The sequence below is a fragment of the Streptomyces sp. NBC_00210 genome (assembly GCF_045160975.1).
Taxonomy (GTDB): Bacteria; Actinomycetota; Actinomycetes; order Streptomycetales; family Streptomycetaceae; genus Streptomyces.
This window is the reverse complement of record NZ_CP108120.1, coordinates 7,064,435-7,078,472: the sequence shown is the minus strand read 5'-3', so window position 1 is coordinate 7,078,472 and position 14,038 is coordinate 7,064,435. Positions and strand designations below refer to the sequence as shown.

Sequence of the window (14,038 nt, the reverse complement as noted above, 5' to 3'; positions counted from 1 at the left end):
ACCACAACCGCATCGCGAGATATGAAGCCGCACCATGCCCGTCGAGTTCCTCGGCATCGCAGCAACCAATGAAGGCTCCGAAGTCACACCCCGCTCCGGGCCCTCCTTCGACAAGCAGTACACGCTCAGGCTCGCCCGCGCCCACGAGGACCACGGCTGGGACCGCGTCCTGTTCGCCTACGGCTCCGGCTCGCCCGATCCCTCCCCCGCCGCCGCGTACATCGCCGCCCGCACCGAGACGCTGCAGATCCTCGTCGCCCACCGCCCGAACGTCTCGTACCCCACGTTCGCCGCGAAGACCTTCGCCACCCTCGACCGCATCAGCGACGGTCGTCTGGCCGTCCACTTCATCACCGGCGGCAACGACCACGAGCAGCAGCGCGAGGGCGATTTCCTCACCAAGGACGAGCGCTACGCCCGCACCCGCGAGGCCATCCAGATCATCAAGAAGGCCTGGACCTCGCACGAGCCCTTCGACCACGAGGGCACGCACTACCGCTTCAACGACTTCGTCAGCGACACCTTCCCCGTACAACAGCCGCACCCCCGCGTCTCGTTCGGCGGTTCCTCACCCGCGGCGTACGCGGCGGGCGGCGCCGAGGCCGACATCTACTGCCTCTGGGGCGAGCCGCTCGCCGAGACCGCGCAGCAGATCGAGTCGGTGAAGGCGGCCGCGAAGGCGGCGGGCCGTACCGATGTGCCCAAGATCCAGGTCGCGTTCCGGCCGATCATCGCGCCCACCGAGGAACTCGCCTGGGAGAAGGCGCACCGCACCCTGGACCGGATCAGGGCACGCAAGGCGGGCGCCCCGCTCAGCCGTCGCCATCCGCTCACCAACCCGCAGAACGCCGGCTCGCAGCGGCTCCTCGCCGTCGCCGACCGGGGCGAGCGCCACGACCGGGCGCTGTGGACGCCGACCGCCGCCGAGACGGGCGGCGCAGGCAACTCCACCGCGCTCGTCGGCACGCCCGAAACCGTCGCCCGGGCGCTGCTGGACTACTACGACCTCGGTGTGGAGATCCTCTCCGCCCGCGGCTACGACCTGCTCGACGACGCGATCGACTTCGGCCGCCATGTGATCCCGATCGTGCGCGAAGAAGTCGCCAAGCGGGACGCGGCGAAGGCCGCCGCCTGACGCCGGCCAACGCCCGGGCAGCCTGCGTGGACAGTCCCCCGCCCCCGGCGGAAGATGGAGGAAAGACGGGCTTATAGGGACGAAAGGTGTGACTTCACTATGGCTGAGCACCCGGACAGCGCTCTGGTACGGCGGGGCTACGCAGCGTTCGGAGAGGGGGACATGGCAACACTCGGCTCCCTGATGACGGCGGATGTCGTCCACCATGTGCCCGGTAACAGCGCGATATCCGGACACCACAAGGGCCGCGACGCCGTTCTCGGGCTGTACCAGCGGCTGGGCGAGATGACCAGCGGCACCATGATGGTCGAGCTCGAAGCCGTGCTCGCCGACGGCCGTGGGCACGTCATGTCCTTCCACACGGCCCGGGCCGACCGGGGCGACCGCGGCATCGAGATCCGCGAAGGCCTCTTCTTCACGATCGTGGACGGCAAGATCACCGACATCGACGAGTGCACCGAGGACATCGACGAGGAGGACAGCTTCTGGAGCTGACCGGACGCTGAGGCCTCGTTCACCACCCGGAAGCGATGAACGAGGCCAGCCCGGGGCTGTCCCGCTCAGCCGACCGAGCTGTACGCCACCACTCCCCGCAGCATCGCGTCGACAGCCCGGCGCGCGTTCTTCGCGACGGTGCTGTTCTCGCGCGGCGCCGCCGCCGCGATCTGCCCGAGCACATCGATGACCTGCTTCGACCACCGCACGAAGTCACCAGCAGGCATTTCCGCCTCGCGCAGCACCTCGTCGAGGCTCCTGTCCGAGGCCCACTCGTACGCGGCCCAGGCGAAGCCGAGATCCGGCTCGCGCTGTCCGACCCCCTCCGCCTGGTTGATCCTGAACTCTTCCTCCAGCGCGTCCAGGCGGCCCCAGATGTGGACCATCTCGCCGAGCGCGACCTTCGCGTTGCCCGCCGGGACCTTGGGCGCCACCGCGTCGTCCGACTGCCGCGACTCGTACACCAACGCCGAGACGCACGAAGCCAGTTCGGCCGGGCTGAGGCCTTCCCACACGCCCGCCCGCAGGCATTCGCTCGCCAGCAGATCCAGCTCCCCGTACAGCCGCGCCAGCCGCTTGCCGTGCTCGGTCACCTCGTCTGCGCGCAGATAGTCCAGCTCGGTCAGGAGCGCCACGATCCGGTCGAAGGTGCGGGCGATGGTGTTCGTCCGGCCCTCGATGCGCCGCTCCAGCTGCCGGGTGTCGCGCTGCAGCCGGTGGTAGCGCTCCGCCCAGCGCGCATGGTCCTCGCGCTCGTCGCACCCGTGGCACGGGTGTGCGCGCAGCTCCGCCCGCAGTCGCGCGATCTCCCTGTCGTCCGCGGCCTCGGCCCGCTGCTTGCGGTGCCGCTCGGGCACGATGTGCCCGGCCTTCGTCCGCAGCGCGGAGGCAAGATCGCGGCGCGACTGCGGCGAGCGCGGATTGAAGGACTTCGGGATCCGCATCCGCTCCAGCGCCTCGACCGGCACCGGAAAGTCCATCGACGCCAGCCGCTTGACCTGCCGCTCGGCGGTCAGCACCAGCGGCCGCGGACCGTCGTGCTGCTCGAATCCGCGGTGTCCGTTGGTCCGGCCCGCCGGGATCCCCGGGTCGAGGACGAGCGCAAGACCCGCGAACTTGCCGGTGGGGACGTGGATGACATCGCCCGGCTTCAGCCTCTCCAGCGACGTGGCGGCCGCGGCCCGCCGCTGCGCCGCACCCTGCTTGGCCAGATCCGTCTCGCGGTCCTTGAGATCGCGGCGCAGTCGCGCGTACTCCTCGAAGTCCCCCAAGTGGCAGGTCATGCCCTCGCGGTAGCCCTCAAGGCCCTCTTCGTTCCGCTGCACCTGGCGGGAGATGCCGACGACGGACTTGTCCGCCTGGAACTGCGCGAACGACGTCTCCAGCAGCTCGCGCGAGCGGTGCCGCCCGAACTGCTGCACCAGATTGACGGCCATGTTGTACGAGGGCCTGAAGCTGGAGCGCAGCGGGTAGGTGCGGGTGCCCGCGAGTCCGGCGAGCGCTTCCGGATCCATGGCGCGCTGCCACAACACGACGGCGTGGCCCTCGACATCGATACCGCGGCGCCCGGCCCGGCCGGTGAGCTGGGTGTACTCACCGGGGGTGATGTCGGCGTGCTGCTCGCCGTTCCACTTGACGAGCTTCTCCAACACCACCGAGCGGGCAGGCATGTTGATGCCGAGCGCCAGCGTCTCGGTGGCGAAGACGGCTTTCACCAGTCCGCGTACGAAGAGCTCCTCGACGACCTCCTTGAAGGTCGGCAGCATGCCGGCATGGTGCGCGGCGATACCACGCTCAAGACCTTCCAACCACTCGTAGTAGCCGAGGACATGGAGGTCCTCGCCGGGAATGGCGGCGGTGCGTTCCTCGACGATCCGGCGCACCTTCAGCCGCGCCTCGTCGTCGTTGAGCCGCAGTCCGGCGTAAAGACACTGCTGCACGGCGGCCTCGCAGCCCGCCCTGCTGAAGATGAAGGTGATCGCGGGCAACAGCCCTTCCGCGTCGAGCCGCTCGATGACCTCGGGCCGCCCCGGCGTCCAGATCCGGCTGCGCTGGCGCCGCTCACGCTCGCGGTCGGCCTCGCGCACCATCTTGCCGCGGCGGCGGTCCCTGGGGTTGTACGTGCGCTGGTTCTCCATCCGCGCCAGGCGGACGAGATCGGGGTTGACCTCGCGCCTGCCGACGCCGCGGCCGCCGTGGTCGGTCTCCTCCTCGAAGAGGTCGTACATCCGGCGGCCTGCCATGACGTGCTGCCACAGCGGCACGGGCCGCTCCTCGGAGACGATCACTTCGGTGTCGCCGCGGACGGTGTCCAGCCAGTCGCCGAACTCCTCGGCATTGGAGACGGTCGCCGAGAGTGACACCAGGGTCACCGACTCGGGGAGGTGGATGATCACTTCCTCCCAGACGGCGCCACGGAAGCGGTCGGAGAGGTAGTGCACCTCGTCCATCACGACATAGCCGAGTCCGAGCAGCGACTGCGAGCCCGCGTAGAGCATGTTGCGCAGCACCTCGGTGGTCATCACCACCACCGGCGCCTCGGAGTTGACGCTGTTGTCGCCGGTGAGCAGGCCGACCTTGTCCGCGCCGTAACGCCGAACCAGGTCGGTGTACTTCTGGTTGGAGAGCGCCTTGATGGGGGTGGTGTAGAAGCACTTGCGGCCCTGCTGAAGGGCGAGGTGGACGGCGAATTCGCCGACGATGGTCTTGCCGGAGCCGGTGGGCGCCGCAACGAGCACGCCCTTGCCCGTTTCCAGGGCCTGACAGGCTTCGATCTGGAACGGGTCCAGATCGAATTCGTACATCGCACGGAAGGGGGCCAGCGCAGTGGCCTCCTCAACAGCGCGGATGCGGGCGGCGGCGTAGCGCTCGGCGGGTGAGAGGTCCTCGGTCATCTTGTTGACGAGCCTACCCGGCGCCTCTGACAGTGAGCGGATCTTTAATTGAAGGCCCAGGTACCCGCATGCTGCCGCCGTACGAGGGTCCGTCCACGCAGAAGGCCCACCGACTCGCCGGTGGGCCTTCGTCATGTTCCGATCACATTCCGCGTATCACGTGACGTCGTCGTAGCCGTTCAGCCGGTGCGACTGATCACCCTTCGACTGCTCCGGCAGCGCAGGGGCTGCAGACACGGGCTCCCTCGCGCCGATCGCCTCGGGCGTCAGGTCCAGTTCCGAGGCCTCGTCGTCGTCCAGCTCTGCGTCCGGGTCATTGCGGCGCCGGCGCTTGTCGTTCAGGAGCGAGAAGCCGACGGCCATGAAGTACAGGATGCTGATCGGCCCGGCCAGCGCGAGCATGCCGATCGGGTCCGTCGTCGGGGTGATCACTGCGCCGAAGACGAAGACACCCATGATGACGCCGCGCCACCACCGAGCCATGCGCCGGCCGCTGAGAACACCCGTGAGGTTGAGCATCACCAGCACGAGAGGCAGCTCGAAGGCGAGCCCGAAGACGAGCACCATCCGCAGGGTGAAGTCGAGGACGTCGCCGAGCGACAGGATGTTCGCCGAGCCGTTCGGCGTCAGGCTGATCAGAACCTTCACGCTGACGGGCAGGATGAGATACGCAAGGTAGGCACCGGCGGAGAACAGCGGTACCGCCGCGGCGACGAAGGCGTATGTGTACCGCTTCTCGTTCTTGTGCAGTCCGGGTGCCACGAACGCCCAGAGCTGGTACAACCAGACCGGACTCGCGATGACGAGACCGGTCGTCAAGCTCAGCTGGATCGTCGTGCTGAACGGCGCGATCAACGTGTTGAAGGAGACGATCGCGCAATTGCCGCCGTCGCTCGTGACGCCCGGCGGGCATTTGGGCACCGACTTGGTCAGGAACTGCATGAGTTCCTCGCTGTACACGAGGGCCACAATCGTGACCGCCGTAACAGCGAGCAGTCCCTTCGCGAGCCGGTTGCGAAGCTCTCGCAGGTGCTCCACCAGGGGCATCCGCCCCTCGGGGTCCTTCTCCTGCTTGCGGGCAGACTTGAGCAACCCACGTCCTCATCTCGTGCGGCAGGCCTTCACCGTGCTTCTCGGTGCCTGCGGCGGCCCAGGGTCAGCGCTTGGTGGTGTCGGTCGGCTCGGTCACGGGACGTGAACTGGTCACATCACCGGGCGCGGCCTGGATCGTGCGCGGCGCGGGCTGGTCCTGGGCTGCGCCCGGCTGCGGCGGGTCGGCCGGGGCGCTCTGCGCGTCGTCCGACTTCATGGCCTTGGCCTCGCTCTTGAGGATTCGGGCCGACTTGCCCAGCGAACGGGCCATGTCCGGAAGCTTCTTGGCGCCGAACAGCAGGACGATGACAACAAGGATGAGAATGATCTCGGTGGGGCCGAGCCTACCCATAGCTTTTACCTTCTTCACCGAGGCGACAGTGTGTCTCGTGCCCGACTGCCGGACAAACAAATGTCTGGCCTCCGCGCTACTAGCGATCGTAACCCGCAGGAGTAAACACCGGGCAATGCCTGTGCATACGCACGATTGCAGCCCCTGCTCGCTCTGTCGGGCCGCTACGGCCAGGAGCCTACCGCCCGGACCACCCGCACATCAGAGCGCACCCGGACAGTCACAGAGCCTGGCCACTGCGGGCCAGATCCGTCGCCGCCCGCTCCAGGTCCTCCGCCGCCCGATTGATCTTCTCGGTGGTGCGGGCCACCTCGCGGCCCAGGCGCTGGGCCTCCAGGAAGACCCGGATGCCGAGCACGCCGAGCACGGCGATCCCGAGGAAACCGAGGGCAATGGCGAGCATGGGCCAGAACATGCGCAGAGCCTAGACCGTCTCTAGAGGGTGGAGTGCAGCCGCAGCGTCCGTACGCCGCCGCCGGTGAGAAGTTCGACAATGCGCTCCCCGGCCGGCTTGCGGACGGCCGATCCGCACTCGGGGCAGGTGAAGGAGTAGAAGGTGGTACGGCGGCTGCCGCCGATCGCCAGCCGCAGCGCTCCCGCCGAGAGCTCGAAGCGGGCACGGCAGTCGGGGCAGCCGGCCTTGAAGAGCACCGGCGCCTTGGGCGTAGCGATCCCTGACATCAGAGACATGTTGTACGGATCTCCCTATTCCTGACCGTCATAGGCCGCGAGCGCCTCGCGCGCCGCCTGCCGGGCGCTGTCCGCCAGATCCTGGGGCGAGACGATCCGCCCGTCCCGCCCCAGCCGCAGGGCGAGCCGTCGCAGCGAGGTCGGATCAGGCGTACGCAGCGTGATGCGCAGGCCACCCTCGGGCAGCTCCTCAGCGCTGTCGTGCGGGTAGTACTCCGCGACCCATCGCCCGCCGGGGCCGACCTCGACCACCACCTCGGGGTCGTCCGCGGACGGCTGAACCAGCCCCTCAGACAGATCCCGCAGCTCGATCTCGGGCGGCGCCGCAGGTGCGTCGAGGAGTCTGATCTCCGCCACCCGGTCCAGCCGGAAGGTGCGGCGCGCCTCGGAGAGCCGGCACCAGCCCTCCATATACGTATGTCCCACGGCAAACAGCCGGATCGGGTCGACCTCGCGCTCGGTGAGCTCGTCGCGCGCGGGCGAGTAGTACTTGAGCCACAGCCGGCGCCGCTCCGAGATGGCGCGGTCCACATCGGCGAAGACGCCGCCCTCGGACTCGAAGGTCACCGAGAGCCGGGAGCTGGCCCCGGCCGTCTCGCCCGCCGCGGCCTCCAGCTTGGCGGTGGCCCGCACCAGCGCGTCCCGGTCGCTCTCGCGCAGCCCCGGCAGCGTGGCCACGGCGCGCGCGGCGACCAGCAGCGCGGTCGCCTCGTCGGCGGCGAGCCGCAGTGGCTCGGCGACATCGTCCGCGTTGTGCCACCAGATGCGGTCGCCGTCGGTGTCGATGTCGAGCAGATCGCCGCCGCGGAAGCTCGTGCCGCACATGGGCAGCACATCGAGGTCGGAGATCAGCTCGTCCTCGGTGATCCCGAAGGCGCGGGCGACGTCGCTGACCCGTGCACCGGGGCGCTCGCGGAGATAGGTCACCAGCGAGAGCATCCGCCGGGTCTGGTCAATGGCGTTGGCGGCCATGGTGTGTACGAGTCCCCCTCAGCCCTTGGCCACGGCGCGCAGCCGGTCCAGGACATCCGCCCGCAGATCCGCGGGCTCCAGCACGACGACGTCCGGACCGAACTCCACCAGCCAGGCGTCGAGCCCATGCCCGTACGGAATCTCCAACTCGTCCCAGCCGTCCCCGAGTTCCCGTATCGACTGGGCCCTGGAGCGCAGCGGATAGCCGCAGTCGGTGCGCAGCCGGATCCGCGCAGAACGGGTTGCGGTCTCCCCCGCCCAGGATTCGACGGTCTCCCGGACGGTCACCACGTCGGGCACGGGCGCGGTGAAGGAGCCGGCGCGGGAGCGGACCCTGCCGGTGATGCGGGAGAGCCGGAAGACGCGTTCGGCGCCGCGGTCACGGTCCCAGCCCGCCAGATACCAGTGGCCGCGCCAGCACTCCAGCGTCCAGGGCTCGACATGGCGGGGCTCGGGGCGGGCCGCATTCGCCTTGCGGTAGTCGAAGACGACGGGCCGCCGGTCGCGGCAGGCGAGCATCAGCGGTTCGAAGGCGGCCTCGTGGACGGGGATCCGGGGTTCGAGGGCGCTGTGCTGCGCCTCGTAGGAGTCCTCGGCCTCCGGCATGCCGGCCGCGCGCAGCTTCTGAAGGGCGCCACTCGCCGCGCCGGCGAGCCTTGCCTGCTGCCAGACCTTGGCGGCGAGGCCGAGTGCGGCGGCCTCCTCGGCGTCGAGCGTGATGGCGGGCAGCCGGTTGGAGTCGCGGCGGGCGAGATAGCCGGTCTCGCCTTCGAGGTTGTCCACCGTCTCGATGACCAGGCCGAGTTCGCGCAGATCGTCCTTGTCACGCTCGAACATCCGATTGAAGGAGTCGTCCGAACCGGCCTCCAGATAGGCCTCGATGGACCCGCGCAGTTCGCGCTTGCTGAGCGGGCGGCGGGTCCCCAGTAGACACAGCGCCAGATTCATCAGCCGCTCGGCCTTGGCAATGGCCATCGACGCCCTTCCTCACAGTGCTTCTGAGCGTTGACCGTACCGCTCCGCGTTGTCCGGGCAAAAGCCGAGGGCCCATGCCGGGCCCCGGACGGAGCCGGGGGTGGCATGGACCCTCTCAGTGTCCGAACGTGATCAGCGTCCGAACCTGATCAGACGGCGACCAGGTCGCACACGAAGATCAGCGTCTCGCCGGGGGCGATGGTGCCGCCACCGGCGCCGCGGTCGCCGTACGCGAGATGCGCGGGGATCGTGAGCCGACGGCGCCCGCCGACCTTCATGCCCTGCACGCCCTGGTCCCAGCCGGCGATGACCTGGCCGACGCCGAGCTGGAACTGCAGCGGAGTGCCGCGGTTCCAGGAGGCGTCGAACTCCTCGCCGGTGCTGTAGGCGACGCCGACGTAGTGGACGGAGACGGTGTCCCCGGCCTTCGCGACCGGCCCGTCGCCCTCCCACAGATCGACGATCTCGAGCTCGGTGGGAGCCGGGCCCTCGGGGAAGTCGATCTCGGGCTTGTCGATGCTCACTGAACTGCTCCTCTAAATGATGAACGGGGCAACCGGGACAGTCTTACACCTTCGTCAGAAGGTCCATGGAGAACACCAGCGTGGAGTTCTTCGGGAGTCCCTGCCGCTCCTGGTCACCGAAGGCCTGGTCCGGCGGGATGACCAGCAGCACGCGGCTGCCGACCTTCTTGCCGATGAGGCCGTCCTTGAGGCCCTTCAGCGTCACCTGCGCCAGCGGGAAGGTCTGGGTCCTGCCGGTGTCGTAGGTGCTGTCGAACTTCTTGCCGCCCGCCCACAGGTAGCCCACGTACTTCACGACGACGGTGTCCTTCGCCGTGAGCTCGGGGCCCGTGCCCTCGATCACATAGGTGGAGACGAGCTTCTTCGGCGGGTCGGCCTTCTTGGGGAAGGTCAGCGAGGGGGCCTGGCCGTCGGTGTTGGTGCCCACCTTCGGCAGGTCGATGTTGTCCTGGGCGACCTCGGTGCCCTTGGCGGACACCGGTACGGGGGTCGACTTCAGGATGTCGACGACGAAGACGAGCGTCGCGTTCGGCTTGATCTCGCCCTGGCCCTTTTCGCCGTAACCCAGCTCCGGCGGGATCGACAGCTCGATGCGGCTGCCGACCTTCTGGCCCTCCAGGCCCTTCTCCCAGCCCGGGATGACGCCGCCGGCACCGAGTGTGAGATCGAAGGGCTGCTTGCGGTCGAAGCTGTTGTCGAAGGGCTTGGCGGAGTCCCACATCTGGCCGTAGTAGTTGACCTTGACCGGGTCACCCTTCTTCAGCTTCGCGCCCTTGCCCTCGCTGATCACCTCGACCTTCAGCGCCTTGGGTGGATCACCTTCGCCCTTCGCCAGGGTCGGCTTCTCGCCGAACTTGGCGCCTGCGGTGATCGCAGGCAGTGAGGTCTTGGAGGCGGAGTCGGAGCCCTTGTCGTCACTGCCGCACGCCACTGCCGACAGCAGCAGCATGGGGACGACGAGAAGGCCGGCTAGTCGGCGCACGTGTTCCTCAGATCTCAGACGGCACAGTAGGTCCCGGACACTCTAGGGCGTGCCACGGGCCCCGTACGAGAACGTACGGGGCCCGAGTGGCGTTCCACTCAGCCTGACGAGCTACATGCCTGCGATCAGTTTCTCCACCCGGTCGTCGACCGACCGGAACGGGTCCTTGCACAACACGGTGCGCTGCGCCTGGTCATTGAGCTTGAGGTGCACCCAGTCGACGGTGAAGTCCCGCCGCTGCTCCTGCGCCCGGCGGATGAAGTCGCCGCGCAGCCGCGCCCTGGTGGTCTGCGGGGGCACCGACTTGCCCTCGAAGATCTTCAGGTCGTTGCAGATCCGGGCGGCCTGTCCCTTGCGCTCCAGCAGGTAGTAGAGCCCGCGCCTGCGGTGGATGTCGTGGTACGCGAGGTCTATCTGGGCGACGCGCGGATGCGACATGGTCATGTTGTGCTTGGCCCGGTACCGCTCGATGAGCTTGTACTTCATGACCCAGTCGATCTCGGTGCCGATCCGGTCGAGGTCCTCCGCCTCGATCGCGTCGAGGGTGCGGCCCCAGAGCTCCAGGACCTGCTCGACGGTGCCGGTGCGGATCCCGCGCCGCTCGACGAAGTCCACCGCCTTCTCGTAGTACTCGCGCTGGACCTCCAGGGCGGAGGCTTCGCGTCCGCTGGCCAGGCGCACCTTGCGCTGGCCGGTGATGTCGTGGCTGACCTCGCGGATCGCCCGGATCGGGTTCTCCAGGGTCAGATCGCGCATCACGGTGCCCGCCTCGATCATGCGCAGTACGAGATCGGTCGCGCCGACCTTCAGCAGCATCGTCGTCTCGGACATGTTCGAGTCGCCGACGATGACATGCAGACGGCGGTAGCGCTCTGCGTCCGCGTGCGGTTCATCGCGGGTGTTGATGATCGGGCGCGAGCGGGTGGTGGCGGAGCTGACGCCCTCCCAGATGTGCTCGGCGCGCTGGCTGACGCAGTAGACGGCGCCGCGCGGAGTCTGCAGCACCTTGCCCGCGCCGCACAGCAGCTGACGGGTGACCAGGAACGGGATGAGGATGTCCGCGAGCCGGGAGAACTCTCCATGGCGGGCGACGAGATAGTTCTCGTGGCAGCCGTAGGAGTTTCCAGCCGAGTCGGTGTTGTTCTTGAAGAGATAGACGTCGCCCGCGATTCCCTCCTCGTGCAGGCGGCGTTCGGCGTCGACGAGCAGGCCTTCGAGAATGCGCTCGCCGGCCTTGTCGTGGGTGACCAGTTCGGTCACGTTGTCGCATTCGGGAGTTGCGTATTCCGGATGCGAACCCACGTCGAGGTACAGGCGGGCGCCGTTCCGCAGGAAGACGTTACTGCTGCGGCCCCATGAGACAACACGGCGGAAGAGGTAGCGCGCCACTTCGTCAGGTGACAGTCGGCGCTGTCCCCTGAAAGTGCACGTGACGCCGTACTCGTTCTCCAGCCCGAAAATGCGGCGGTCCATGTCTGAACATTACGCCTCACGGCCTGAGCTGAAACCGGGTTCGGCAGCACCGTTTCGATCATTTTCCGATGAGTCCGAGATTGAACCCACGATGGCCATGCTGTGGCCGGGAACTGCGAGGACCCGCTGAGTGGTCATCAGAACCAGCAGTGCGGCGATGCCTCCGGCGCCCGCGACGGCGAAGCTCCAGGCGGTCCCGCCGAGCTCGACCGCCGGGCCCGCGACAGCCGTTCCGACGGCGGCGCCGACGCCGAAGGTGGTCACCAGCCAGGAGAAAGCCTCTGTGACCGTGCCGCTCGGGGCGTGCCGGTCCACGACGATGAAGGCGCATGCGATCGCGGGCGCGAGGAAGACGCCGGAGACGGCGGCGAGCACGGTCATGGCGGCCACGCCCGGCGTCAGAGCGAGCGGCAGATAGCCGAGGGCCAGGAGGGCGACGATGGCCCGCAGCCGGCGCTCGGGCGCTCCGGCCCACTGCCGCATGCCGTAGACCACGCCGCCGATGAGCGCACCGAGGCCGAGCGCGGCCATCAGCCAGCCGTACACCGACGCACGGCCGTGGTCGTCGGCGTACGCGACTCCGGCGACCGTGATCGAGCCGAGCGCGAGGCCCACGAAGAAGAAGGACCCGAGGAGCGCGAGCAGTCCGGGCGAGCGCAGGGCGCCCAGCCAGTGGGCCTCGCGGGGTGCGGAGCGCCAGCGGCGGGAGGGCTCGGAGAGTACGACGGACAGCGAGCCGAGCACGCCGATGGCGTTGATGACGAGGAGTGCGGCGCCGGCCGACCAGAGCGAGACGAGCACGGTGACCAGCAACGGGCCGACGGTGAACATGATTTCCTGGGCGACGGCGTCCATGGCGTACGCCCGGTGCACCCGGTCCTCGCCGCCCAGCACGCTGGGCCACAAGGCGCGCAGCCCGCCTTCGAGGGGCGGGGTGAAGATGCCCGCGACGGCGACGGCCGCGTACGCGAGTGGCAGCACGCCGATCCCGGCGGCGGCGAGCAGCACCATGCCGAGTGCCGAGACGACGGCCGCGGGAAGCTGGACGCGGGGCTGTCCGCGCAGGTCGACGGCTCGGCCGAGGAGGGGCTGACCTATCGCGGTGGCTATGCCGTACACGGCGGCGAGCCCTCCGGCGAGGCTGTAGCTGCCGCCCTCGGCGCGGGTGAACAGGACGATGGCCACGGGGCCGGTGGCATTGGGCAGCCGCCCTATGAGCGTGCCGGTGAGCAACCGGGTGGCGTGCGGCGCCTTGAGTATGTCTGCGTAGCCGGTGGCTCCCGCGCCCATGTTCTGCCCCTCACCCCCGCAATCGAGGTTTTACGTATAACGTCGTCCGTCATACGTACCATGTCGGCAGTCCCCGGGTCCACCGCGGACGCATGGACGGCAAAGGGCTGAGGACGGCATCGATGGCACACGGGTCCCTCCCGCCCGGCGGCGTGCGGCCCACCAGCCGGGATGTGGCCCGCCTCGCCGGTGTCTCGCAGGCCACCGTCTCGCTCGTACTCGGTGAGAAGTGGCGCGGGCGGGTCTCCGAGCGGACCGCCGATCTGGTGCGGGACGCCGCCCGGGAGCTCGGGTACCGGCCCAATCTCGCCGCGCGCAATCTGCGGCTCGGGCGGACCAGGACCGCGCTGCTCGTCGTCCCCGCCCTCACCAACGAGTTCTTCGCCCGCGTCTACACGGGCGCGGCCGCCGTAGCCGCCGAGCACGGCTTCGGTGTGGTGCTCTATCCCTCACCCGAGGGCGTCGGCCCGGCCAGAGACCCCTTCGCCTCGGCGCGGGCCGCGCTCGACGGTGTGATCGCCTCCTCGATGGCCGCCGAGGCGCTGACCGACATCCGCGGCAGCGATCTCCCGCTGGTGATGCTCGACAGCGACCCGGCCGATCCCGGGGCGGCGGCCCATGTGAACCTCGACATCGCCGACGGCATGCGGCAGATGACAAACCATCTGCTGGCCCTCGGTCACCGCCGCTTCGTCCATCTCGCCTCGGCCGTGACTTCCTGGACCTTCGACGTACGGGCCCGGGCGCTCGCGACGGCTCTGGGCAGCGTCCCCGATGCCGTCGTACGGACCGTCCCGGCGCCCCTGGACGTCGGCAGCGCCCGCGAGGCCACCGAGCGGACGCTGGCCGGTCCCGGAGCCCGGCCCACCGCGATCGTCTGCGACGACGACATCCTGGCCGCCGGTGCCTGCAAGGCCGTACGACGGCTGGGCCTGCGCGTCCCCGAGGACATCTCCGTCACCGGCTTCGACGACCTCGCGCTCGCCACCGCCGTGGAGCCCGAGCTCACCACGATCAGGTTGCCCGCGGAACGCGTGGGCGAGCGCGGCATGTCCGCTTTGCTCGCGGTCCTCGAAGGCCGCCCGCCCGAGGAGGGCGACCTCCCGGTCGAGCTGGTGGCGCGCGGCTCGTCAGCACCGGCACCGGTCGGCTGACCTCTTACGT

The 14,038-nt window shown here is 69.1% G+C and carries 14 protein-coding genes; 3 read left to right on the top strand and 11 right to left on the bottom strand.

Annotated elements, in window-relative coordinates; genetic code table 11:
• Positions 1-34 precede the first annotated feature (34 nt).
• A complete protein-coding gene (locus OG729_RS32045) occupies positions 35-1,135 on the top strand; it encodes an LLM class flavin-dependent oxidoreductase (protein ID WP_405809382.1) in 1,101 nt (366 codons plus the stop codon).
• Between the two features lie 99 nt (positions 1,136-1,234).
• On the top strand, positions 1,235-1,630 hold the full coding sequence (locus OG729_RS32040; protein WP_360884209.1) for a nuclear transport factor 2 family protein: 396 nt from the start codon (positions 1,235-1,237) through the stop codon (positions 1,628-1,630).
• A gap of 65 nt (positions 1,631-1,695) precedes the next feature.
• Here the strand turns inward: OG729_RS32040 and OG729_RS32035 are convergent, their stop codons facing one another.
• The 11 genes from OG729_RS32035 to OG729_RS31985 form a co-directional block, all read right to left on the bottom strand.
• Positions 1,696-4,524, bottom strand: a complete 2,829-nt coding sequence (locus tag OG729_RS32035; protein WP_360884207.1) for a DEAD/DEAH box helicase — start codon at positions 4,522-4,524, stop codon at positions 1,696-1,698.
• A gap of 156 nt (positions 4,525-4,680) precedes the next feature.
• The gene (gene tatC, locus OG729_RS32030) at positions 4,681-5,571 is read right to left on the bottom strand and encodes a twin-arginine translocase subunit TatC (protein WP_405811363.1); all 891 of its coding nucleotides are present in this window, start codon (positions 5,569-5,571) and stop codon (positions 4,681-4,683) included.
• 109 nt (positions 5,572-5,680) lie between these two features.
• Positions 5,681-5,968 carry a Sec-independent protein translocase subunit TatA gene (gene tatA / locus OG729_RS32025; RefSeq protein ID WP_360884205.1) on the bottom strand — a complete coding sequence of 96 codons (288 nt, stop codon included), beginning with the start codon at positions 5,966-5,968 and terminating at the stop codon, positions 5,681-5,683.
• A gap of 220 nt (positions 5,969-6,188) precedes the next feature.
• Positions 6,189-6,383 (bottom strand): hypothetical protein, encoded by a 195-nt coding sequence (locus tag OG729_RS32020; RefSeq protein WP_360884202.1) that lies wholly within the window; start codon positions 6,381-6,383, stop codon positions 6,189-6,191.
• A 20-nt stretch (positions 6,384-6,403) separates the two neighbouring features.
• A complete protein-coding gene (locus OG729_RS32015) occupies positions 6,404-6,649 on the bottom strand; it encodes a hypothetical protein (protein WP_405809380.1) in 246 nt (81 codons plus the stop codon).
• Positions 6,650-6,673: 24 nt separating this feature from the next.
• Positions 6,674-7,630, bottom strand: coding sequence for a WYL domain-containing protein (locus OG729_RS32010; protein WP_360884196.1), 957 nt, complete (start codon positions 7,628-7,630; stop codon positions 6,674-6,676).
• 18 nt (positions 7,631-7,648) lie between these two features.
• Complete coding sequence (locus tag OG729_RS32005; RefSeq protein WP_360884193.1) at positions 7,649-8,605, bottom strand: WYL domain-containing protein; 957 nt, start codon at positions 8,603-8,605, stop codon at positions 7,649-7,651.
• A 149-nt stretch (positions 8,606-8,754) separates the two neighbouring features.
• Positions 8,755-9,129: an FKBP-type peptidyl-prolyl cis-trans isomerase gene (locus OG729_RS32000; protein ID WP_360884190.1), complete on the bottom strand. Its 375-nt coding sequence runs from the start codon at positions 9,127-9,129 to the stop codon at positions 8,755-8,757.
• A gap of 43 nt (positions 9,130-9,172) precedes the next feature.
• The gene (locus OG729_RS31995) at positions 9,173-10,111 is read right to left on the bottom strand and encodes an FKBP-type peptidyl-prolyl cis-trans isomerase (RefSeq protein ID WP_360884188.1); all 939 of its coding nucleotides are present in this window, start codon (positions 10,109-10,111) and stop codon (positions 9,173-9,175) included.
• 111 nt (positions 10,112-10,222) lie between these two features.
• Complete coding sequence (gene pafA, locus OG729_RS31990) at positions 10,223-11,584, bottom strand: Pup--protein ligase (RefSeq protein WP_215091400.1); 1,362 nt, start codon at positions 11,582-11,584, stop codon at positions 10,223-10,225.
• Between the two features lie 9 nt (positions 11,585-11,593).
• Positions 11,594-12,874: an MFS transporter gene (locus OG729_RS31985; RefSeq protein WP_405809379.1), complete on the bottom strand. Its 1,281-nt coding sequence runs from the start codon at positions 12,872-12,874 to the stop codon at positions 11,594-11,596.
• A gap of 122 nt (positions 12,875-12,996) precedes the next feature.
• Between OG729_RS31985 and OG729_RS31980 the strand changes: the two genes are divergently transcribed.
• A complete protein-coding gene (locus OG729_RS31980) occupies positions 12,997-14,028 on the top strand; it encodes a LacI family DNA-binding transcriptional regulator (protein WP_405809378.1) in 1,032 nt (343 codons plus the stop codon).
• The last annotated feature ends 10 nt before the right edge of the window (positions 14,029-14,038 follow it).

Bases quoted from the DNA above. Each gene is read 5' to 3' on its own strand.
- OG729_RS32045 (WP_405809382.1), top strand. From the start codon at position 35: ATGCCCGTCGAGTTCCTCGGCATCGCAGCAACCAATGAAGGCTCCGAA.
- OG729_RS32040 (WP_360884209.1), top strand. From the start codon at position 1,235: ATGGCTGAGCACCCGGACAGCGCTCTGGTACGGCGGGGCTACGCAGCG.
- OG729_RS32035 (WP_360884207.1), bottom strand. From the start codon at position 4,524: ATGACCGAGGACCTCTCACCCGCCGAGCGCTACGCCGCCGCCCGCATC.
- tatC (WP_405811363.1), bottom strand. From the start codon at position 5,571: ATGCCCCTGGTGGAGCACCTGCGAGAGCTTCGCAACCGGCTCGCGAAG.
- tatA (WP_360884205.1), bottom strand. From the start codon at position 5,968: ATGGGTAGGCTCGGCCCCACCGAGATCATTCTCATCCTTGTTGTCATC.
- OG729_RS32020 (WP_360884202.1), bottom strand. From the start codon at position 6,383: ATGTTCTGGCCCATGCTCGCCATTGCCCTCGGTTTCCTCGGGATCGCC.
- OG729_RS32015 (WP_405809380.1), bottom strand. From the start codon at position 6,649: ATGTCAGGGATCGCTACGCCCAAGGCGCCGGTGCTCTTCAAGGCCGGC.
- OG729_RS32010 (WP_360884196.1), bottom strand. From the start codon at position 7,630: ATGGCCGCCAACGCCATTGACCAGACCCGGCGGATGCTCTCGCTGGTG.
- OG729_RS32005 (WP_360884193.1), bottom strand. From the start codon at position 8,605: ATGGCCATTGCCAAGGCCGAGCGGCTGATGAATCTGGCGCTGTGTCTA.
- pafA (WP_215091400.1), bottom strand. From the start codon at position 11,584: ATGGACCGCCGCATTTTCGGGCTGGAGAACGAGTACGGCGTCACGTGC.
- OG729_RS31985 (WP_405809379.1), bottom strand. From the start codon at position 12,874: ATGGGCGCGGGAGCCACCGGCTACGCAGACATACTCAAGGCGCCGCAC.
- OG729_RS31980 (WP_405809378.1), top strand. From the start codon at position 12,997: ATGGCACACGGGTCCCTCCCGCCCGGCGGCGTGCGGCCCACCAGCCGG.